The organism is Cohnella cellulosilytica (assembly GCF_042431195.1).
GTDB lineage: Bacteria > Bacillota > Bacilli > Paenibacillales > Paenibacillaceae > Cohnella > Cohnella cellulosilytica.
This window is the reverse complement of the sequence record NZ_JBHMDN010000079.1, coordinates 250,669-271,922: the sequence shown is the minus strand read 5'-3', so window position 1 is coordinate 271,922 and position 21,254 is coordinate 250,669. Positions and strand designations below refer to the sequence as shown.

The window sequence follows — 21,254 nt, the reverse complement described above, 5'->3', positions numbered from 1 at the left end:
TTGAGTGCTAACGATGACGGGAAGCCATTTTAAGGAGGAGATTCGGATGCTGAGCGAACGCCAACGCATGATCCTGAACGCGATTGTCGACGATTATATTCGTTCCGCGGAGCCGATCGGCTCTCGCAGTATCTCCAAGCGCGGGGATGTCACTTTCAGTCCCGCGACCATCCGCAACGAGATGGCGGATCTGGAGGAGATGGGGCTGCTTGAGCAGCCGCATACTTCGGCAGGCCGAATTCCTTCCATTAAAGGCTACCGTTACTATGTGGATCATCTCGTCACCCTGGGCGCAATCGGGGACCGGGACGCACGGATGATTCGTTCTTTTTTCGCGGAGAAAATGTTGCATTGGGAAGGCATTATCGAGCATGCGGCAACGATTCTGTCCCAGATGACGAATTACACTTCGATCGTGCTGGGGCCGGAGACGTTCAACACGACGCTGAAGCATTTTCAGTTCGTTCCTCTCTCGGATAATTCCGCCGTCGCGATTATCGTGACGAACACGGGGCATGTCGAGCATCGGACGATTTCCATTCCGGAAGGCATCTCGATGGACGATATGACGAGAACCGTCAATTTGCTCAACGACAAGCTGGCCGGAGTGCCGTTCTTCAAGGTCAAGTCCGCCCTGCACAACGAGGTGGCCAAGGAGCTTAGCCGCTACGTCGAGCGGTTCGAGGAGATCCTCGCGCTGCTGGAGCAGACGATCGACGACAAGCAGGAGCCGAAGGTGTATCTGAGCGGCGCTGCCAACATGCTGATGCAGCCGGAGTTCAAGGATGTCGACAAGGTGAAGTCGATCCTGGGAATGCTCGAGGAAACGCCGCTGATCGTCCAGCTGTTCCAAGCCAATCCCGGAGGGATCCAGGTGAAGATCGGGACGGAGAATGCCCATGAAGCCATCAATCATTGCAGCTTGATTACCGCGACGTATTCGTTCGACGGACAGTCGCTCGGCACGATCGGCATTCTGGGACCGACCCGGATGGAGTACGCGAAAGTGATCGGCTTGCTTGATTATTTATCCAAGGATATCGCCCAGTTGATGTCCCGCTGGCATAAATAAAAGGTTGCATAGCCCCCGAAACCGGGAGGCACGGTAAGGAGGTGAATCGTACATGAGTACGAAGGATACGAAGGAGTCTGCTAACATGGATGAGCGTCAGGAAGAGGTTTTGGAACAGGAAAACATCACCGAAGAAACGAACGATTCGAACGTTTCCGGCGATGAGCCGCAAGCCGGGGAAACGACGGACGGCGAGAGCGATCGCATCGCCGAGCTGGAGCGATTGGCGGACGAGCACCAAACTCGTTATTTGCGCGCTCAGGCCGATTTCGACAACTTCCGCAGACGTACGCAGAAGGAAAAGGAAGAATTGGCCCAGTATGCGTCGATGAAGCTGATCACGCAATTGCTGCCCGTTCTCGATAACTTCGATCGGGCGCTTCAAGCGGGCGATCAGTCGGGCGGGACGGATTCTTTCGTCAAAGGCGTGGACATGATTTTCCGCCAGCTGTCCCAAGTGATGGAAGCGGAAGGCCTTAAACAAATGGAAGCCGTAGGACAGCCGTTCGATCCGGAACTGCACCAGGCGATTATGCGGGTAGAGAGCGACGAGTACGAGGAAGGAACCGTCGTCGAAGTCGTTCAAACCGGGTATATGCTTAAAGATAAAGTCATACGTCACGCGATGGTCAAAGTCAGCGGCTAGCGAGACTTCCTTCGATCGAGAAGGAAGTCGATCGTGCACTTATAACAAAGGAGGAACATACAGATATGAGCAAAGTAATCGGAATCGACCTCGGTACGACAAACTCGTGCGTCGCGGTCATGGAGGGCGGGGAAGCCGTCGTCATCCCCAACGCGGAAGGCAATCGCACAACCCCGTCCGTCGTTGGCTTCAAGAAAGACGGGGAACGGGTCGTAGGCGAGACGGCGAAGCGACAAGCGATCACGAACCCGGACCGCACCGTTAGTTCGATCAAGCGGCATATGGGCTCCACTCACAAGGAAACGATCGACGACAAAGCGTATTCCGCTCCGGAAATTTCCGCGATCATTTTGCAGAAGCTGAAAGCAGACGCAGAGGCATACTTAGGTCAAACGGTAACGCAAGCGGTTATTACCGTTCCCGCATACTTTAACGACAGCCAGCGTCAAGCGACGAAGGATGCCGGCAACATCGCAGGCCTTGAAGTGCTGCGGATCGTCAACGAGCCGACCGCAGCCGCGCTTGCGTACGGCTTCGAGAAACAAGAGGATCAAACGATTCTCGTATTCGACCTTGGCGGCGGTACGTTCGACGTTAGTATTTTGGAGCTGGGCGACGGCTTCTTCGAAGTTAAAGCGACAAGCGGCGACAACCACCTCGGCGGCGACGACTTCGACCAAGTCATTATGGAATGGCTGTCCGGCGAATTCAATAAGGAGCACGGCATCGACCTGCTGAAGGACAAAGCCGCCGTCCAACGTCTGAAGGATGCGGCCGAGAAAGCGAAGAAGGAGCTGTCCGGCGTCGTATCCACGACGATCTCCCTGCCGTTCATCACGGTTGTGGACGGAGTTCCGCAGCACTTGGAGCTGAATCTGAGCCGCTCGAAGTTCGACGAGCTGACGGCCAGCCTGGTCGAGCGCACGATGGCTCCTACCCGCCAAGCGTTGTCCGATGCCGGCATGACGGCTTCGGATATCGACAAGGTCGTCCTGGTCGGCGGTTCCACGCGTATCCCTGCCGTTCAGGAAGCGATCAAGAAATTGACGGGCAAAGAGCCGCACAAAGGCGTTAACCCGGATGAAGTAGTCGCGCTCGGCGCGGCGGTTCAAGCCGGCGTATTGACGGGCGAAGTTAAAGACGTCGTTCTGCTCGACGTGACTCCGCTGTCGCTCGGTATCGAAACCGCAGGCGGCGTCTTGACGAAAATGATCGACCGCAACACGACGATCCCGACGAGCAAGTCGCAGGTGTTCTCGACCTATGCCGACATGCAGACGCAGGTCGAAATCCACGTGCTTCAAGGCGAACGCGCGATGGCCAAGGACAACAAGACGCTCGGACGTTTTGTTCTGAGCGAAATTCCGCCGGCGCCTCGCGGCGTGCCGCAGATCGAGGTTACGTTCGACATCGACGCGAACGGTATTGTTAACGTGTCCGCGCTCGACAAAGGCACGGGCAAAACCCAGAAGATCACGATCACTTCCTCCGGCGGTTTGAGCAAGGAAGATATCGAACGCATGCAGAAGGAAGCGGAATTGCACGCGGAAGAGGACAAAGCTCGCCGCGAGCTGGTCGAAGCGAAGAACAGCGCGGATCAGTTGATCTACAGCGTCGACAAAACGATCAAGGACCTCGGCGACAAGGCCGACGCGGGCGAAGTCGAGAAAGCGAACGCGGCGAAAGAGAAGTTGACAAGCGCGATCGCATCCGATAACCTTGAACAGATCAAGCAGGCGACGGAAGAGCTGACGGAGATCGTTCAGCAGCTGTCCGTGAAGCTTTACGAGCAAGCCGCTCAGCAAGCACAGCCGGATCAAGGCGCGGACACGGACGCAGGCTCCGGTTCCGGACCGGCCAAGGACAACGTAGTCGACGCGGACTACGAGGTCGTAGACGAAGACAAGAAATAATTCGGATTGCCGCATATTCGGAAAGTCAAAGCCGATTCCACAGCGATGCGGAATCGCTTTGACTTTCCTTCATGAGGAGGTGGAGAGAAGTGGCAGACAAAAGAGATTATTACGATATTCTGGAGCTTCCCAAGAACGCCTCCGCAGACGACGTGAAGAAAGCTTATCGCAAGCTGGCCCGGCAGTACCATCCCGACGTCAACAAATCGCCTGACGCCGAAGCGAAGTTCAAAGAAGTGAAGGAAGCTTATGACGTGCTGAGCGACGACCAGGCGCGCGCGCGTTACGACCAGTTCGGCCACCAGGACCCGAATGCCGGGTTTGGCGGCTTCGGCGGCGGAGCTGGCGGAGCGGATTTCGGCGGCGGCTTTGGAGATATATTCGATATGTTTTTCGGAGGCGGCGGGCGGAGAGATCCGAACGCGCCCCAGCGGGGGAACGATCTCCAGTACACGATGACGATCGAATTCAAGGAAGCGGTATTCGGCAAAGAAATGGACATCACGATTCCGCGCACCGAAACCTGCGACACTTGCCACGGCAACGGCGCCAAGCCCGGAACGAAGCCGGAAACCTGTTCCGTCTGTCACGGCACGGGCCAGCAGGAAGTGGCGCAGAATACGCCGTTCGGACGCATCGTGAACCGCCGCGCCTGCACCGCGTGTTCGGGACGGGGAAAAATCATCAAAGATCGCTGCGGCACTTGCGGCGGCAGCGGTCAAGTGAAGAAGCAGCGCAAAATCCATGTCAAAATCCCAGCGGGCGTTGACGACGGAGCGCAGCTTCGGGTTAGCGGCGAAGGCGAATCCGGCCAGCGGGGCGGTCCTGCCGGCGATCTCTATATCGTGCTGCGCGTGAAATCTCACGATTTCTTCGAGCGGGAAGGCGACGATATTTATTGCGAGATTCCGCTGACGTTCACGCAAGCGGCGCTGGGCGACGAGATCGAAATTCCGACCTTGTCGGAGAAGGTTAAGCTGAAGGTTCCTCCTGGCACGCAGACCGGTACGTATTTCCGGCTGAAGGGGAAAGGCGTGCCGAAGCTGCGAGGCTATGGCCAAGGGGATCAGCAGGTGAAGGTAACGATCGTCACCCCGACCAATCTGAGCGAGGATCAGCGCGAGCTGCTGCGGGAGTTTGCCTCCAAGAGCGGCGAAGCGACGCATGAGCAGAGCAAAAATATTTTCGAGCGCATGAAGCGCGCGATTCTTGGAGAATAAGAGCAATGACGGCCGACAGCTTAGCGCTGGCGGTCTTTTTTTTGCGTGCATAAGCAGAGGGGCGGGGGAAGAACCTATTAAAGATTGCGAAAAGCAAGTTGTCGCGAAGCGAAAGCATGTTGTTGCGAAGCGAAATCATGCTGTTGCGAAGCGGCGGACAAGGAGGGATAGATCGTATATGGAGAACGAACGCAAACATCTGCCGGTCGCCAGGGAAGAAGACGTCGAATATTCGGAAGAGCTCGCGGATCAGGCAGACAGAGAAGCGCTTGAGAGATCCGAAGCGGCAAATAGGCGCGCAGCCGAAGAGCAGGGGGAATGACGCGAATGGAAATGCAGTCACTTCAAGCCGCGTTCGCCAGCCAGGACCAAGCCGAATCGGTTATCCGGAAGCTGTCCTTCCTTCGCGGCGACCGTTTTCGGCTGGAGCGGGCGGACGGAGCTTCCGGGGCTTTGGCGGGCAACGGACGTCAAGAGGCTGAATTCGGATCGGATCTCGGTGCCTCCGCGTCCTCCGAATTCACGCTCTCCGTCCTCATTCCGACCGAAGCCGCCGACCAGGCGCGCACCGTCATCCGTCAAGCCGGCGGCGAATTATATTGACCGATCGAATCGGGCGCGCTCCTCTCTTGAGGGTGCGCCCTTCGTTTTTCCTCCACTATCCCCCTCGTTCAGAATGCTGCTGCGTTAGTATGCCGTTTCCCGCTCCTTTGGCCATTATCCCCCTCGCTCAGAATGCTGCTGCGATAGTATGCCGTTTCCCGCTCCTTTGGCCATTATCCCCCTCGCTCAGAATGCTGCTGCGATAGTATGCCGTTTCCCGCTCCTTTGGCCATTATCCCCCTCACTCAGAACACTGCTGCGATAGTACGCCGATTCTCGCTCCTTTGGCCAATATCCCTTTCATTCAGGAAAAGTCGCTGTTCCTAGTGTTATGACCAAGTTTTCTGAGCGAATGGGATAATGGGGATAAGGAACACGAAGAGGGTTAAGAGAGCAACGGGCAGCTGAGCGAACGGGATAGTGGAGATAAGGAACGACGAAGAGGGTTAAGAGAGTGACGAGCAGCTGAGCGAACGGGATAGTGGAGATAAGGAGCCCGGAAGAGGGTGAAGGGAATGATGAGCAGCTGAGCGAAGGGGATAATGGGGATAAGGAATGGGGAGGGAGCGGGACGAGATGAGGAGTTTCTTTTGCATCCGGCAAAACAGTGCGTGTATAATGGGATTCATTGAGCTGCGATAAGGGAGAGGAACGGATTTGCGCTGGCATGAATTGACCGTCCTGGCGACGGAATCGTCCCAGGAGATGGTGACGCATTATTTGACGGAGCTGGGGGCAGGGGGCGTATCGGTCGAGGAAGCGTGGTCGCCGGATAAGCCGAGGGATACGAAATACGGCGAGGTATACGATACGCCGCTGAATGATATACGTCCGGGTTATGCGCTGTATAAGGCTTATTTTTCGGAAGATTACGAGATGGAACCGATTGCAACCGAGCTGAGGACGCTGCTGGAAGGGCTGCCGGAATACGGCTATGACGCCGGGGAGTTCACGATCCACGTAGGCTCCGTGCATGAGGACGATTGGGCGAACGCGTGGAAGCAGTATTTCAAGCCGGTAGCCGTTACCGATCGGCTCGTCATCAAGCCGACGTGGGAGGAGTACGAGCCGAAGAAGGAAGGCGAGCTCATCATCGAGCTCGATCCCGGAATGGCTTTCGGCACGGGGACGCACCCGACGACGAAGCTCTGCCTGAAGGCGCTGGAAAGCGCAATCGAAGGAGGGGAGCGGATCATCGACGTCGGCACCGGCTCCGGTGTGCTCGCGATTGGGGCGATGAAGCTGGGCGCCGCCAAGGTGCTGGCACTTGATCTGGACCCGGTAGCGGTCAAATGCGCGCAGGAAAACGTGGAGTTAAACGGCTACGATAAAGTAATCGAGGTGAGGCGCAGCGATTTGCTGGGCGTGCTCAACGAGAGCGAGGCGGGGGCTAGGGAGGCTGACGGAGTGAAGCCGCCGGCGGATCTTGTCGTCGCCAACATTCTCGCCGAAATTATTTTGCTGTTCATCGCCGATGTGATGGACGTGCTGAAGCCGGGCGGTCTGTATATCGCGTCCGGTATTTTCAAAAATAAAGAAGAGGCCGTCGAGGCGGGCCTGCTTGCCGCGGGCTTCGAAATCGTCGACGTGCTGAGGCAGGAAGACTGGGTGGCGTTCGTCGCCGGCAAGCCGAAGGGGGAGGTCGAGTGAACTTTTTCTGGTTTCCGATCGAGCACCTGCCGATCATCATCTTGATCATGCTGATCGCGTTCAGCGTGCATGAATTCGCCCATGCCTGGACGGCGTGGAAATTCGGAGACGATACGGCGTATCGCGAAGGACGGGTTACTTTGAATCCGCTATCCCACCTGGACTGGATCGGGATGCTGTTTCTCGTCGTCGCCGGATTCGGTTGGGCGAAGCCGGTCCCGGTCCGCCGGAGCCGGTTCAAGAAGCCGCGTCAGATGAATATCCTGGTGACGGCCGCGGGACCGATCAGCAATCTGCTGCTGGCCTTCCTCCTGTTGTTCGTCTTTTACCTGCTCGGAGTCATGAACGTGTTTGACCGGGTTTCAACGGATTTTTTCAATAACATTCTTACTTTCCTGAACTATTGGCTGAACATCAATCTGGCCCTGTTTCTGTTTAATCTGCTCCCGGTGCCTCCGCTCGACGGTTATCGCATCGTAGAGGAGTTTCTGTCCCTGAAAACGAGGATGGCCATCCAGCAGAACAGCCAGTGGATTACTTTTGCTTTCCTGATCATTGTCTTTATTCCGCCGCTTCGGGAAGCGACGATCGGACGGCTGATGCAGCTGAAATCTCCGATATTGGACGGGATGCAGTGGCTGCTGGGGCTTATATTTTGAGGCCGGGATAATGCTGGGCTAGGACTGAGCAGAGGTCTGGCAGAGGTCTGGCTGAGATCGGAATGAGCCGGGAACCGACGGTGGCGAAAATAGCCCGAAAGCGGTATGATGAAGGTTGGAGTTTTCAGCGAGCGGGAGGCAGAAGAGGGATGCAGCGTTATTTCGTGCCGGAGGCGCAGATGGACGAGCGGTCCGTCACGCTGGAGGGCGACGACGCGCGTCACGCGGCGGCCGTCATGCGGGCGAAGCCGGGAGACCGCTTCGTAGCCTGCAACGGCAGCGGCCGGGATGTCGTCGCGCGGATCGTTTCCGTGGAGAAGCATAAAGTGGAGGCGGAAATCGTCGAAGAGCTGGCCGGTTCCGCAGAGATGCGCTGGAGGATCGACGTCGCCCAGAGTCTGCCGAAGGGAGACAAGCTGGAGACGGTCATTCAGAAAGGAACGGAAGCGGGAGCTGCCGCTTTCCTGCCGTTCTTGTCGCGCCGCACCGTCGTGCAATACGACGAGCGCAAGGAGGCGAAGCGCATCGACCGCTGGCGGAAAATCGCCAAGGAGGCGGCGGAGCAGAGCCATCGCAGCGTCGTGCCGCGGATTGACGCGGTCAGCTCGTGGAAGATCCTGCTGCAGAAGTTCGCCGAGTACGACCTGGTGCTGCTCTGCTACGAGGAGGAAGGCCGCTCCGGCGTTGGCCTAAGGGAGGCGCTTGCCGCCTTCGGCAGAGAGAGAGAGCCGGAGGAGCGCGCGCCGAGCGTGCTCGTCGTGGTCGGCCCCGAGGGAGGCTTCGCTCCCGAGGAAGCGGAGGCGGCGATCGCCGCGGGAGCCCGGGCGATCGGCCTGGGCAGAAGAATATTGCGGACGGAGACGGCCGCGCTGTACGCGCTGGCTTGTCTCGCTTACGAGTCCGGAGAGTTGGGAGGAATCAACGATGCCTAGCGTGGCATTTTATACCCTGGGATGCAAAGTCAATTTTTACGATACCGAAGCGATCTGGCAGCTGTTCAAGAACGAAGGGTACGAGCAGGTCGACTTCGAGCAGACGGCGGACGTCTATTTGATCAATACGTGTACGGTGACGAATACCGGCGACAAGAAGAGCCGCCAGATCATTCGCCGCGCCGTGCGCCGCAATCCGGACGCCGTCATCGCGGTGACGGGCTGCTACGCCCAAACCTCGCCCGCGGAAATTATGGCGATTCCGGGCGTCGATCTCGTCATCGGCACGCAGGACCGCGAGAAGCTGATGACGTTCGTCTCGGATATCCAGAGCGATCGCAAGCCGGTGAACGCCGTTCGCAACATTATGAAGACGCGGGAGTTCGAGGAGCTGGACGTGCCGAGCTTCACGGAGAAGACGCGCGCGTTCCTGAAAATCCAGGAAGGCTGCAACAACTTCTGCACATTCTGCATCATCCCGTGGTCCCGCGGCTTGTCCCGCAGCCGCAAGCCGGACAGCGTGCTGGAGCAGGCGCGCCAGCTTGTCGCGGCCGGCTATAAGGAAGTTGTCCTGACCGGCATCCATACCGGCGGCTACGGCGACGATCTGGAAAACTACCGCCTGGCCAATCTGCTGGCCGATCTCGATCAGATCGACGGCCTGGAGCGCATTCGCATCAGCTCAATCGAAGCGAGCCAGATCGACGAGAAGGTGATCGCGATTCTGAACAGCTCGCGCAAAATGTGCCGCCATCTGCACATTCCGCTGCAGGCGGGCCACGACGACATTCTGAAGAGAATGCGCCGCAAATATACGACCGCGGAGTACGCGGAAAAAATTCGCCTGATCCAAAAAGCGATGCCGGGCGTCGCGATCACGACCGACGTCATCGTCGGTTTCCCGGGAGAAACCCAGGAGCAGTTCGAGAACGGCTTCCGGTTCATGGAGCAGATGAAATTCGCGGAAATGCACGTGTTTCCGTATTCGAAGCGGACCGGCACCCCGGCCGCGCGGATGGACGGCCAGGTCGACGAGGACGTCAAGCACGAGCGCGTGCACCAACTGATCGACTTGTCCGAACGGATGCAGGCCGAGTACAGCCGCGAATGGGTCGGCAAGACGCTTGAGGTCATTCCGGAGCGCGGCGCCAAGAGCGCAAGCAACGGCACGATCTCCGGCTATACGGACAACTACTTGCAGGTCGAGTTCCGCGGAGATTCGTCCCTCATCGGCAAGCTGTGCCGCGTCCGGGTGACGGAATCCGGCGTGAACGAGTGCCGCGGCGAGCTGCTCGAGGTGCTGGATGCCGACTCCAGACCGGTAGCCATGCAAGCTTAATCGCAGTCGGAACCGAAGATTTCACCGTGAGGCAGGCGCTGGCTTCCGCCTTGCGGTGAAATCTTTTTGACGTACATAGGAGAAGGGACACGAGGCGGAGAAGGAGTATGCATGCGGTGCGCGCTCAGGCGGAGGTCGGGTCGGAAGCGCCGCGTCTCCGGAAGGGGATGTAGGCGAACGGCAGAGCGATCATGGAGCAGAGTACGTTAAAGATCGTCTGAGCGTGGGCGATCTGGGCGGACGGATCGCCGGGCGCGATCCAGGCGGCCGCTCCGTGAAGCGCGCCGATCAGCGGATAGAACAAGGCGGCGCCGCCGACGTTCAGCGCCAGCTGCGCCAGGGCGACGAATCGTCCGCCGGCGCCCCCGCCGAGCGAGGCGACCAGTCCCGTGAAGCAGGTGCCGACGTTGGCGCCGAGGACGATGGCAATGCCGGCTTCGGGAGAGATCGCCCCGGCGGCCGCAAGTCCCATGCACATGGCGATCACCGCCGAGCTGGAATGGACGAGCGCGGTAATGGCGGCGCCGCCCAGGACGCCCCACATCAAGTTATCGTACGTATGGCGCATCATCGTTTCGAAGTAGCCGTTCTCCCGTAGGGCCGGCCCGATGCTCTGAAGCAGCTTGAAGCCGACGAGGAGCAGGCCGAAGCCGCTTGCGGCAACGGAGACGTAGCGCAGGCTCACGATGCGCCGGGGGGCGGCCGCGGCGTCGCGCATCTCGTTGACGGCGAAGGAGACGAGCCACCCGGCGGTACCGAAGGCCAGAAAATAAATGCCGTATTTGTGCAGCTGCAGGCTCATGAGCTCGGTCGTAAAGCAGGTGCCGACGTTCGTGCCGAGAATGATGCCGAAGCTGCGGGAGAACGTCAGCCATCCGGCATTGACGAAGCCGATCGTCAGCACGGTGACGGCGGTGCTGCTCTGCAGGAGCGCGGACGCGGCCGTGCCTACGGCGAAGCCTCTAAGCGGCGTCGAAGTGGATTTGGATACCCACGAGACGAGCCGATGCCCCGCCCAACGCTCCAACGAGGCTTCCATGACCTTCATGCCGGACAGCAGCAGCGCGAACCCGAGCAAGGACGGGACGATCAGTTCAGCAAACATGTTATGCACCCCCCATTAACCCTATGCGGCATGAGGACAAGTTTATGATCGACCGATGCGGCATGAGGACAAGTTCAGGATCGGACAAGGAGTGGTTGGCCAATGAGTAATCAAGCGTCAGTATGGTTAAATAAAAGCAGGAGGCCCCGTCTGGAAGAGGGTCATCCGTGGGTTTACGCCAACGAGATCGCCAAGATGGAAGGGGAGCCGACGCCCGGACAGCTGGTTGAAGTGAAGGACCACCGAGGGCAGCCGCTCGGCACCGGATACTGGAACCCGGTATCGCAAATTACGGTTCGTCTCGTCGCCTACGGCCCGCTGGAGCGAATGGACGAGGCATTTTTCCGCAGCCGGTTCGAACGCGCCCTGGCCTACCGCCGGCGTTTTGTCGGAGCGGACGACTCGTGCCGGCTCGTGTACGGGGAGGCGGATTTCCTGCCCGGGCTTGTCGTCGATCGCTTCGGCGGCGTGCTGGTCGTGCAGGTGCTGACGCTTGGCATGGAGCTCGCGAAGGAAGCGTGGCTGCCCGCGCTGATCGCGACGTTCGAGCCGCAAGGCGTATACGAGCGCAGCGACGTGGGCGTACGGACGCTCGAGGGGCTGGAGGAACGGACGGGCGTTCTGTACGGCGAATGTCCGAGACATGTCGAGATCGAGGAGAACGGGCTTCGCGTCCAGGTGGATATCGAGGGCGGACAGAAAACCGGCTATTTCTTCGACCAGCGGGAGAACCGGGCGTCCATTCGGCCGCTGATGCTCGGCTGGGGCGCGCGCAGCGGCATCAAGCTGGCGGAGACGGAAACGGAGGAAGGCGTCAAGCGGCTGCAGCCGGTGAACGACAAGGGCAACGTCGTGACGTTCCCGTACTGGGACGGCGCCACGGTGCTGGAATGCTTCGCGCATACGGGCAGCTTTACGCTTCACGCGTGCGCGTACGGCGCGAAGAAGGCGACCTGCCTCGACATTTCCGAGCATGCGCTGCAGACCGCCCGGCATAACGTCGAAATCAACGGCTTCTCCGATCGCGTGGAGTTCGTCGCGGCGGACGCCTTCGAGTATTTGCGCCAGCAGGTCGCGGGCCGCGACGAGCGTCAGGCGAGAGCCAACGCCAAGGCCTCCGGCGCCAAGGTGGACACGTCCAAGCCGCTCGTCTCGGAAGGGCGGACCTGGGACGTCATCATTCTCGATCCTCCGGCCTTCGCCAAGACGAAGCGTGCGGTCGAAGCCGCCCGGCGCGGCTATAAAGACATTAACCTGCATGCGATGAAGCTGCTGAACGAAGGCGGATATCTGGTAACGGCGAGCTGCTCGTACCACGTCCGGCCGGATTCGTTCCTGGAGACGATCCAGGAGGCGGCCAAGGACGCGGGCAAAATTCTCCGCCGCGTCGAATGGAGAGGAGCCGGCAAGGATCATCCCCAGCTCGCCGGCATGGAGGAAGGCCATTATTTGAAATTCGGCATTTTCGAGGTGCGCAGCCGCAAGGGGCTGTAGAGCGTTTTGTCGCGCATGACGATCTTCCCCGCCAATTGTTAAGGAATTGTTAGCAAATCGCCGGATGAACTTATGCCGTTTCGGGAACATTCCTAACGCCTCCGATTTATGCTTGAACAAGAGGCAACGCAACGGGAGGGTTGAACATGGTGCACGATGTAATCCTGTTCGGCAAGCGGGCGGTTCCGCTCGAAAACCGAGCGAAGACGTCAAGCAGCCGAAGCCGCTTTAACACGCGGATTCGGGCGATGGTGGACGATCTGGAGTTCCGCCGCCGCTGGAAGCACGTCAGCTATATCGAGCTATGGTCGGATGCCGCCATTTTTAAGTACGACGACGGCACGAAGTGGTACATGAATATTTCATGATTTCATGACGGCGACGCAAGCCGCATCAGCCGCATAGATCGATAAAAAAAAGAATCGCCTCGTTCCTCCGCGGAGGACGGGGCGATTCTTTGTCTATTCCTTGGCGCTCCCTTGAGGGGCGGCGGTCTGTTTCTCGAAGTCCCTGACGTAGTCGTCCACGACCTGCACTTCCATCATGCAGTTGTTGACCATGAACTTAAAGACGCCGTTGTTGAAGTCGGTGCCGACTTCCTTGTAGAAGATGCCCTCGTAGACGTCGCTCTGCGTATGGTTAAAGCAAAGTCTGTACCCTGCGTGATCCTCCTTGAGGTAGGCTCGTACCCCTTTCTCGAAAAAACCGTCGCGATTGAGCTCCCTGGAGACGGAGATGATGTGAAGATCGACGAACGGAATTTCGTTCAGCAGGATATTGATAAAGGAGCCCTTCGTAATTTCCTTCCAGCGGCTTTGGGCGGTTTGTCCGATAATGAGCTGCGTAATATTGTTTTTCCTGGCCACTTCCCCGATGACTTTGGCGATGGGGCGGGATTCGTTGTATTTTATTATAAATTGTTCGGCGCCGTGCTCCTGCGCCAACTCTTTCCATTTTTCAATAAAATGAATTTTCTCGATATCCATTTCGTCTTCTGGAAGCGGGTCTACGGTCAGTACGTAGAAAGGACAGTCCAGCATGTTGGCGAGCTTGCCGCCTCGGCGGATCAATCTCTCTCCATTTGGGCCGTAATAGACGCAAACGAGAATGCTCTCATCCATTCTTCCGTTCTTCAATTTAACGATTCACCTCGTATAAACTTTTAACGCCGGCGACGTCCAGAAACAGCGCGTCAGCCGGACATTGACTCCAGCGTACATTTTTTGTTTGGTTCTGTCAATTCGTATAGTGTATACTGTTACTAATGCGGTTGCTGTTATAGATTTGCCCGCTTTTACATGAATCAATAATGGATTCGGGAGGATAATAAGACCCATGTTCAAGGAAAACCGCGAGCTGACCCGTCGGCCGGCCGTTTCCGCGGACAGTCTCATAAATCATAGTACAAATGGGAGGTTCCAAGTTGTCGTTGTTGCATTTTGCCGTACTGCTTCCTTTTCTGTACACCGTCTTCGTGCCTCTATTCTTTAAAAAAATGCCGCGCATACATACGGGCTGGTTCGTCATTATCGTTCCTATGCTGCTGTTCGTTTATTTTGCCGCCCAATTTCCGCTTCAAGCCGGTTCGGCCCCGTTGTTTCAATCCTTATCCTGGATTCCCTCGTTAGGCATTCGCTTCGATTTGCATCTGGACGGATTGTCCATGCTGTTCGCTCTCATCATAACGGGCATCGGCACCTTGGTTATTTTCTATTCTATTCATTACATGTCCAAGGATCGGGAAGCGTTACATCATTTTTATATTTATTTGCTCGTATTTATGGGCGCGATGCTCGGAATCGTATTGTCCGACAATCTCATGGCGCTGTATGTGTTCTGGGAGGCGACAAGCGTATCGTCCTTCCTGTTGATCGCGTATTGGTACCAGAGAAAAAGATCCCGCTACGGCGCGCAAAAGGCGATGCTCATCACCGTGTCGGGCGGATTCGCGATGCTGCTCGGCTTCCTGATGCTGGGCTCGGCGGCGGGGACGTTCAGCATCCGCGAGATCGTCGGCATGAAGGATGCGATCATGAACGATTCGCTGTTCCTTCCGGCGATGCTGCTGGTGCTGCTCGGCGCGTTTACGAAGTCGGCGCAGTTTCCGTTCCACATCTGGCTTCCGGACGCCATGGAGGCTCCTACGCCGATCAGCGCTTATTTGCACTCGGCCACGATGGTAAAAGCCGGCGTCTATTTGGTCGCCCGCATGACCCCGATCTTCGGAGGACAGATGAGCTGGTTCTGGATCATTACGATCGTCGGAATCGTCACCTTGTTCTGGGGCGCGTTCATGGCCGTTCGCCAGTTCGATTTGAAGGCGCTGCTGGCGTACTCGACCGTCAGCCAGCTCGGACTGATCATGTCTCTGCTTGGCATCGGCTCCCTGTCGTTAAGCGCGGCTTACGAGGCGCAGGCAATGCTGTTTTCCGGCGCCATCCTGGCGGCCGTCTTCCATCTGTTCAACCATTCCATCTTCAAGGGCTCTCTCTTCATGGTCGTCGGCATCCTGGACCATGAGACGGGCACCCGCGATATCCGCAAGCTGGGCGGCTTGCTCAGCCTAATGCCCGTATCGTTCTCGCTGACGATCATCGGCGGCTTGTCGATGGCCGGTCTGCCGCCGTTCAGCGGCTTCCTGAGCAAGGAGATGTTTTTCACCGGGGTGCTGACGGCTTACCGCCATATCGACCAATGGGTTGTCCTGCTGCCGATCGTCGCATGGCTCGCCAGTGTGTTCACGTTCGTCTACTGCCTGATTTTCGTATTCAAGACGTTTACGGGCACCTATCGTCCGGAACGCCTGGACAAGAAGCCGCACGAAGCGCCTATCGGCATGCTGGTCTCGCCGATCCTGCTGGCGGCGCTCGTGCTTCTGATCTTTTTCTTTCCCGATATCATCTCCTATTCCTTGCTGGAGCCCGCGATGCGTTCCGTATTGCCGAGCCTGCTGCAGCCGGGCGAAGTGTTCGAGGTCCATATCAAAGCCTGGCACGGCTTCAATGCCGAGCTGTTCATGACCGGCGGAATTATCGTCATGGGTGTGCTGCTGTACAAAACCTATAAAAAATGGGCCGATATTTATTACAATTTACCGCGCAAATTCGATTTCAACCATCTGTACGACAAAGGCTTGACCGGCGCGGAGCGTCTGTCCGCCCGGATCACGAACTTCTACATGAACGGTAATCTGCACAGCTATCTCAGCTACATTTTTACGTTCGTCATCGTCGTCGTCGGAGGCTCGTTCGTGCTTCAACAGGCGTTCGCCATCGACCAGGGCACGCATTCGGCCATCGAACCGTACGAATATTTGCTTGCCGTCTCCATTGCGGTCTCGGCCGGATTCGTCCTGTTCGTCAACTCCAGATTAACGTCCATCATCGCGGTGGGCGCGGTAGGCTACCTGGTCTCGCTGCTGTTTGTCATTTTCCGGGCGCCCGATCTGGCCCTCACTCAGCTTGTCGTCGAGACGATCACGACCGCTTTGTTCCTGCTGTGCTTCTATTTCCTCCCTAAGCTGAAGAAGGAGATCGTGCGAATTCGCGTGAAGGTGTCCAACCTGGTCATTTCGGTCGGCGTCGGCGCGGTGTTCACCTTGATCGGCATTTCGGCCCAGAGCACGAATCCGTTTAAGCCGATCTCGTACTTCTTCCTGAACTCGTACGAGCTTTCCGGAGCCCGCAATATGGTTAACGCGATTCTCGTCGATTTTCGCGCCTTCGATACGATGCTGGAGAGCGTCGTCCTGTTTATCGCGGGCATAGGCGTCTATACGCTGATTAATCTCCGCAGGTCGAGGAGGGAAAAGCGATGAAGTTTTCGGATTTGATTTTGCAGACGGCCGCCAAGGTGCTTGTCTTTATCATTATGACCTTCTCGATCTATATTCTGTTCGCGGGACACCATAACCCCGGAGGGGGATTTATCGGCGGCTTGATTACCGCGTCGGCGCTGATGCTGCTCTACATCGCGTTCGACGCGGAAACGATTCAGGAAATCATTCCCGTGGACTTCAAAATCGTCGGAGCGATCGGCGTCCTGCTGGCCGTCGCGACGGGGATCGGGTCCATCGTGGCGAACGAGCCGTTCCTGACGCAAGTGTACCGGTACGTTAACCTGCCGCTTCTGGGCAAAACGGGCATCGGCACCGCCATGGTGTTCGATATCGGCGTCTACCTGGCCGTGGTCGGAACGACAATGACGATAATAAGAAGCATTAGCGAGGATACGTAATATGGAAACTTTAATGACGATTACCGCCGGCGTTCTGTTCACGACGGGAACTTATCTGATCTTAAGCAAATCTCTCCTGCGCATCATTATGGGGATGTCGTTATTTACGCATGGCGTTCATATTATGCTCATGGCGATCAATGGGCTGAAGCGCGGCGCGGCGCCGCTGCTCGGGGAGGAAGCGGAGAGCTATACCGATCCCGTGCCGCAGGCGCTGATTCTGACTTCCATCGTCATCAGCTTTTCGCTTACCGCATTCTCTCTCGTATTGGCGTACCGGACTTACAAAGAGCACGGCACGGACGATGTGGAGCAGTTAAGGGGACAAGATCATGAATAATCTGGCCGTGTTGCCGATCGTTACGCCATTGCTGTTCGGCATTCTGTTGTTTTTCGTACGCTACCGGCTTCGGCTTCAGATGGGGCTGGCGGCCGTCGGGACGCTGGCTACGCTGGGCGCGTCGGCGTTCCTCGCGCGGACCGTGTCCAGGAACGGCATTCTGGTGCTGCACGCGGGCGGCTGGGACGCTCCTTACGGCATTCCGCTTGTCGCAGACATGCTGGCGGCCATCCTGGTGACCATCTCCTCCGTCGTAACGCTGGCTTGTCTGCTGTACGCCTTCTACGCGCTGGACGACGAGCGCAAACGAAATTACGCCTTCCCGCTGATGATGATCCTGCTGTGCGGGGTTAACGGCTCATTCCTGACCGGCGATATGTTTAACCTGTTCGTCTTTTTCGAAGTGATGCTGCTGGCTTCCTACGTGCTGCTCAGCCTGGGCGGAGGGCGGGTGCAGCTGCGGGAGACGATCAAGTATATCGTCATCAATATTATCGCCTCCAGCCTGTTCGTCGTCGCCATCGCTTACCTGTACTCGATTACGGGGACGCTTAACATGGCGCACATCGCGCAGCGCATCGCGGAACTCGGACAGGACGGGCTGGCGACGACGATCTCCTTGCTGTTTCTCGCCGTATTCGGGCTGAAATCGGGGCTGTTCCTTTTCTTCTGGCTTCCGGGCTCCTACAGCGCGCCGCCGGCCCCGATCGCCGCCTTGTTCGCCGCGCTGCTGACCAAGGTGGGCATCTATTGCATTATCCGCACGTTTACGCTGATTTTCCCCCATCAGCCGCAAATCACGCACGAAATCATTTTGTGGCTTGCCGCGCTGACGATGATTTTGGGAGCGATGGGGGCGATCGCTTATTGGCGAATCAGGCAAATTCTTGCCTACAACGTCATCGTGTCGGTCGGCTTTATTTTGTTCGGGGTCGGCGTCGCGACCGAAGCCTCCCTGAGCGGGACCGTCTATTATTTGATTCACGATATGATCGCCAAAGCTTTGATTTTTATTCTCGGGGGAGCGATCGTCAGCATCGCCGGCACCGACAGGCTTCGCGAGATCAGCGGTCTGATCCGCTTCCGCCCGGCTCTCGGCTGGCTGTTCTTCCTGTCCGCGCTGGCGCTTGCGGGCGTTCCGCCGCTTAGCGGCTTTGTCGGCAAAGTGATGATACTCCAGGGCGGCGTCGAAGTGCGATCTTTCGTGCTGGTCGTCCTTGGCCTGCTGTCCAGTCTGCTCGTTCTGTATTCGGGAATGAAGGTATTCATCCATAGCTTCTGGGGAGAGACGCTGCTGAGCGAAGGGGAAGAGAAGTCGACGGGCAAGGGCGCGCTGCTTCCGGGCGTGATTCTGGCCGCTCTCGTCATCGGATTCGGCCTGGGCGCCGAGGAGATTCTGTCTTACGTCCGGCAGGCCGTCGAGCCGCTCGTGAATCCGACGCTGTACATCGAGGCGGTATTGTCCTAGGGCGTGTATGCAACCTCCGAGGACAGCAGATATCGCTGAAGAAGGAAGTGATGAACAATGACGATGCAAATTTTGCTGAACCTGCTGATCGCCATGGTGTGGATGCTGCTGCACGACAAGTGGAGCGCGCTTACGTTCACGATCGGCTTCATTCTTGGATTTTTTATTATCTTTTCGTTTCGAAGGTTTTTTCCGACGCCTTTCTATGGCAGAAAGCTCGGGGCCATCCTTAAGCTGATCTATTTGTTCGGCATCGACCTGATCCTGTCGAGCATCGTCGTGATCGGCCAGGTGATCCGGCCGAGGCTGAACATTCAGCCGGGCATCTTCAAGATGGAGACGAAGCTGAAGACGGATTGGGAGCTGGCCATGCTCGTGAATCTGCTGACGCTTACGCCGGGCTCCGTCGTGATGGAGATCGCCCAGGAGGAAGGAATTTTGTACGTCCATGCGATGGATCTAAAAACGAAACAATCCGTCTTGAATACGAAAAACAAGCTGGAGGATGTCATTATCGAGGTGATGCGCTGATGTTCGATCTGCTGCTCAAGTTGTCGATGTTTCTGCTTACGGTGTCCATCGTGATCGCCTTGTATCGCGTGATCAAGGGGCCGTCCTTGCCCGATCGCATTCTGGCGCTCGATTCGATCGGCTACAATGTTATCGGGATCGTGGCCGTCCTGTCCATTTTGCTTAATTCTCACGCTTATTTGGAAACGATTTTGCTGATCGGCATTTTGGCGTTTCTGAGCACGGTCGCGCTGTGCAAGTTTCTGGAGAGGGGGGTCGTCGTTGAGCGGAAAAGAAATCATTGAAACGATCGTGCTTGTGATGATCCTGATCGGAACGCTGCTGAACGCGCTGAGTTCGCTGGGCTTCATTCGGCTCCCGGACGTCTACAATCGCTCGCACGCCGCCACCAAGAGCATTACGCTGGGCATCCTGTTTATTTTGCTCGGGACGTTCATTCACTTCCTGTTCGTCGACGATTATTTCAGCGTGCGGCTGCTGCTCGGCATCGTGTTCGTCTTCCTGACCGCGCCCGTAACCGGACACCTGATCGTCCGCTCCGCTTACCGTTTCGGCGTCAAGCTGGCGGATTCCAGCGTCAAGGACGAGCTGGCCGAGGACCTGGAACGGGCGAAGAAACAGGAAGCTCGGTCGGAGGGGACGTAAGGGAAGCTTGGACGTAAGGGACATCGATGGAAGGGATATAAGGAAGCTTGGATGCGTGGCGCAATGGGGCTGGGCAGTCGAGGCTGACGGCTAGTTTCGAAGGAACGGGATAGCGTGTGAAAGTGGAATTATAAAGTTGGAGCAAGTAAACGCTGAGGGCGACCTTGGCGTTTTTGGTTTAAACTTTAACTAGAATTTACATCCATAAGAGTAGGGAAAGTGGTAACGTTAGTAGAGAGAATGAGAAAAACGAGGAGAGACAAAAAGCGATGAGGACAACGGTCAGCAGGCCGGGAATAAAATGGTTAAGGCATAAATTTTTAAAGCATATGATCCCCATTTTATGTTGGCCAATCAGCGCTTTTCTGGGCTTTTTTACGGTTTATCTATTTGGCACGATGCTTTTTACAGCGAGCAATGCCAGGTGGCCGACCCAAGACCTCTCCGTATTTACACTATCGCTGTTTTTATTGCTTTTGATATTTGTAACCGTTGTTGGCTTTTGTATATGGGCTTTCCGAAAGATGAGGCATCCGCTCTATTATATTAATCTCTTCTTTTATGTGATTTTTGTAGTTCTTGCTCCCTCTATTTTAGTCGATTATTAGGGAAGAATTAGCGCCTAGAATAATGTTCATGACTCTATAAGGAGTATTTCATATGAAAAAGTGGTTGTTATTTATTGTTGGTCTTGTTGTTTTCTATGGCTTGACAGGTAGTTTTATTGTCATGCTTCTGGCCTTGTCGGACAGCGGCAGCAGCGGGTTTTATGTGTTTGAGAAAGATGTATCTGCAGCGGCATTATCGGGACTGCTATTTATTATTTTGCTTGGTATTTACGTATTTGTATTTAGGGTATTATTAAAAATTAGTGAAAAGCTTCTGTCCGGCAGTATTTTTCTGGGCATTCTTTTGATATTTTTTACTCCGACCCTTATTAATTATTCTCATTCAATTTCAGAAGAGATACAGATTAAGTCGGCGAAGAAGAAAGTAAATCAGAATGTTATTCAAATGATGAATCTAATTGCCGAGAATGAACTGCCATACGAAGTGGATTTTGATGAAAGCAATCTATATTCAAATTTACATTCCTCCGAAACCACTTATATTTTTTTGGAAAAACAAACAAATGAGAAAATCAGCCAATCAGAAATCATCAATTTAGTACATAACTTACCTTTGAAAAATACACGATTAACGGTTCTTGAAGCAGGTCGAGACAATTACATATCAATTACATTTAATGAAAATAAAAAAATAACATTTTGTAATCCCGAAGGTGTTTGCAAACAAAACAACATTGTTGCAGAGGAGAATTTATGAAAATGAAAAGAATGCAACTATAATATTCTCGTTTTCCCTGTTGCTCTTTAGCCGGAGGCTTCAAAACGGGGAGGT

General features: G+C 56.2%; 22 protein-coding genes. 20 read left to right on the top strand and 2 right to left on the bottom strand.

Going from position 1 to position 21,254, the window contains the following annotated elements; all coding sequences use genetic code 11:
• Positions 1-46 precede the first annotated feature (46 nt).
• The 10 genes from hrcA (at position 47) to mtaB (ending at position 10,034) form a co-directional block, all read left to right on the top strand.
• A complete protein-coding gene (gene hrcA / locus ACFFT4_RS34485) occupies positions 47-1,072 on the top strand; it encodes a heat-inducible transcriptional repressor HrcA (protein WP_378054288.1) in 1,026 nt (341 codons plus the stop codon).
• 52 nt (positions 1,073-1,124) lie between these two features.
• Positions 1,125-1,718: a nucleotide exchange factor GrpE gene (gene grpE, locus ACFFT4_RS34480; RefSeq protein ID WP_378054285.1), complete on the top strand. Its 594-nt coding sequence runs from the start codon at positions 1,125-1,127 to the stop codon at positions 1,716-1,718.
• A 65-nt stretch (positions 1,719-1,783) separates the two neighbouring features.
• Positions 1,784-3,631: a molecular chaperone DnaK gene (gene dnaK / locus ACFFT4_RS34475; protein WP_378054283.1), complete on the top strand. Its 1,848-nt coding sequence runs from the start codon at positions 1,784-1,786 to the stop codon at positions 3,629-3,631.
• Between the two features lie 89 nt (positions 3,632-3,720).
• A complete protein-coding gene (gene dnaJ, locus ACFFT4_RS34470) occupies positions 3,721-4,851 on the top strand; it encodes a molecular chaperone DnaJ (protein ID WP_378054281.1) in 1,131 nt (376 codons plus the stop codon).
• A gap of 178 nt (positions 4,852-5,029) precedes the next feature.
• Entirely contained in the window at positions 5,030-5,173 is a 144-nt protein-coding gene (locus tag ACFFT4_RS34465; protein WP_378054279.1) for a YfhD family protein, read from the top strand.
• A gap of 5 nt (positions 5,174-5,178) precedes the next feature.
• A complete protein-coding gene (locus ACFFT4_RS34460) occupies positions 5,179-5,454 on the top strand; it encodes a hypothetical protein (RefSeq protein WP_378054277.1) in 276 nt (91 codons plus the stop codon).
• A gap of 657 nt (positions 5,455-6,111) precedes the next feature.
• Entirely contained in the window at positions 6,112-7,104 is a 993-nt protein-coding gene (prmA, locus tag ACFFT4_RS34455; RefSeq protein ID WP_378054275.1) for a 50S ribosomal protein L11 methyltransferase, read from the top strand.
• Positions 7,101-7,763: a site-2 protease family protein gene (locus ACFFT4_RS34450; protein ID WP_378054273.1), complete on the top strand. Its 663-nt coding sequence runs from the start codon at positions 7,101-7,103 to the stop codon at positions 7,761-7,763. The genes prmA and ACFFT4_RS34450 overlap by 4 nt, the downstream gene beginning before the upstream one ends.
• Positions 7,764-7,912: 149 nt before the next feature.
• The gene (locus ACFFT4_RS34445; protein ID WP_378054271.1) at positions 7,913-8,695 is read left to right on the top strand and encodes a 16S rRNA (uracil(1498)-N(3))-methyltransferase; all 783 of its coding nucleotides are present in this window, start codon (positions 7,913-7,915) and stop codon (positions 8,693-8,695) included.
• Positions 8,688-10,034, top strand: a complete 1,347-nt coding sequence (gene mtaB, locus ACFFT4_RS34440) for a tRNA (N(6)-L-threonylcarbamoyladenosine(37)-C(2))-methylthiotransferase MtaB (RefSeq protein ID WP_378054269.1) — start codon at positions 8,688-8,690, stop codon at positions 10,032-10,034. The genes ACFFT4_RS34445 and mtaB overlap by 8 nt, the downstream gene beginning before the upstream one ends.
• A 124-nt stretch (positions 10,035-10,158) precedes the next feature.
• Here mtaB and ACFFT4_RS34435 read toward each other — a convergent pair whose 3' ends face one another.
• Positions 10,159-11,139 carry a Na/Pi cotransporter family protein gene (locus ACFFT4_RS34435; protein WP_378054267.1) on the bottom strand — a complete coding sequence of 327 codons (981 nt, stop codon included), beginning with the start codon at positions 11,137-11,139 and terminating at the stop codon, positions 10,159-10,161.
• A gap of 102 nt (positions 11,140-11,241) precedes the next feature.
• Here ACFFT4_RS34435 and ACFFT4_RS34430 point away from each other — a divergent pair, with 102 nt between their 5' ends.
• Complete coding sequence (locus ACFFT4_RS34430) at positions 11,242-12,633, top strand: class I SAM-dependent rRNA methyltransferase (protein WP_378054265.1); 1,392 nt, start codon at positions 11,242-11,244, stop codon at positions 12,631-12,633.
• Positions 12,634-12,779: 146 nt separating this feature from the next.
• Positions 12,780-13,001, top strand: a complete 222-nt coding sequence (locus ACFFT4_RS34425; RefSeq protein WP_378054263.1) for a hypothetical protein — start codon at positions 12,780-12,782, stop codon at positions 12,999-13,001.
• 93 nt (positions 13,002-13,094) lie between these two features.
• Here ACFFT4_RS34425 and ACFFT4_RS34420 read toward each other — a convergent pair whose 3' ends face one another.
• A complete protein-coding gene (locus tag ACFFT4_RS34420) occupies positions 13,095-13,754 on the bottom strand; it encodes an adenine nucleotide alpha hydrolase family protein (protein WP_378054491.1) in 660 nt (219 codons plus the stop codon).
• A gap of 302 nt (positions 13,755-14,056) precedes the next feature.
• Here ACFFT4_RS34420 and ACFFT4_RS34415 point away from each other — a divergent pair, with 302 nt between their 5' ends.
• The 8 genes from ACFFT4_RS34415 to ACFFT4_RS34380 all read left to right on the top strand — a co-directional run bounded on the left by ACFFT4_RS34415 (position 14,057) and on the right by ACFFT4_RS34380 (position 21,179).
• Positions 14,057-16,450, top strand: coding sequence for a Na+/H+ antiporter subunit A (locus ACFFT4_RS34415; RefSeq protein ID WP_378054261.1), 2,394 nt, complete (start codon positions 14,057-14,059; stop codon positions 16,448-16,450).
• The gene (locus tag ACFFT4_RS34410; protein WP_378054259.1) at positions 16,447-16,869 is read left to right on the top strand and encodes a Na(+)/H(+) antiporter subunit B; all 423 of its coding nucleotides are present in this window, start codon (positions 16,447-16,449) and stop codon (positions 16,867-16,869) included. Before ACFFT4_RS34415 ends, ACFFT4_RS34410 begins: the two co-directional genes overlap by 4 nt.
• Before the next feature lies 1 nt (position 16,870).
• On the top strand, positions 16,871-17,209 hold the full coding sequence (locus ACFFT4_RS34405; RefSeq protein ID WP_378054257.1) for a Na(+)/H(+) antiporter subunit C: 339 nt from the start codon (positions 16,871-16,873) through the stop codon (positions 17,207-17,209).
• Positions 17,202-18,677: a Na+/H+ antiporter subunit D gene (locus tag ACFFT4_RS34400; protein WP_378054255.1), complete on the top strand. Its 1,476-nt coding sequence runs from the start codon at positions 17,202-17,204 to the stop codon at positions 18,675-18,677. Before ACFFT4_RS34405 ends, ACFFT4_RS34400 begins: the two co-directional genes overlap by 8 nt.
• Before the next feature lie 57 nt (positions 18,678-18,734).
• Positions 18,735-19,208, top strand: coding sequence for a Na+/H+ antiporter subunit E (locus ACFFT4_RS34395; RefSeq protein WP_378054253.1), 474 nt, complete (start codon positions 18,735-18,737; stop codon positions 19,206-19,208).
• On the top strand, positions 19,208-19,492 hold the full coding sequence (locus ACFFT4_RS34390; RefSeq protein WP_378054251.1) for a Na(+)/H(+) antiporter subunit F1: 285 nt from the start codon (positions 19,208-19,210) through the stop codon (positions 19,490-19,492). The genes ACFFT4_RS34395 and ACFFT4_RS34390 overlap by 1 nt, the downstream gene beginning before the upstream one ends.
• On the top strand, positions 19,470-19,853 hold the full coding sequence (gene mnhG, locus ACFFT4_RS34385) for a monovalent cation/H(+) antiporter subunit G (RefSeq protein WP_378054249.1): 384 nt from the start codon (positions 19,470-19,472) through the stop codon (positions 19,851-19,853). The genes ACFFT4_RS34390 and mnhG overlap by 23 nt, the downstream gene beginning before the upstream one ends.
• A gap of 660 nt (positions 19,854-20,513) precedes the next feature.
• Positions 20,514-21,179: a hypothetical protein gene (locus ACFFT4_RS34380; RefSeq protein ID WP_378054247.1), complete on the top strand. Its 666-nt coding sequence runs from the start codon at positions 20,514-20,516 to the stop codon at positions 21,177-21,179.
• The last annotated feature ends 75 nt before the right edge of the window (positions 21,180-21,254 follow it).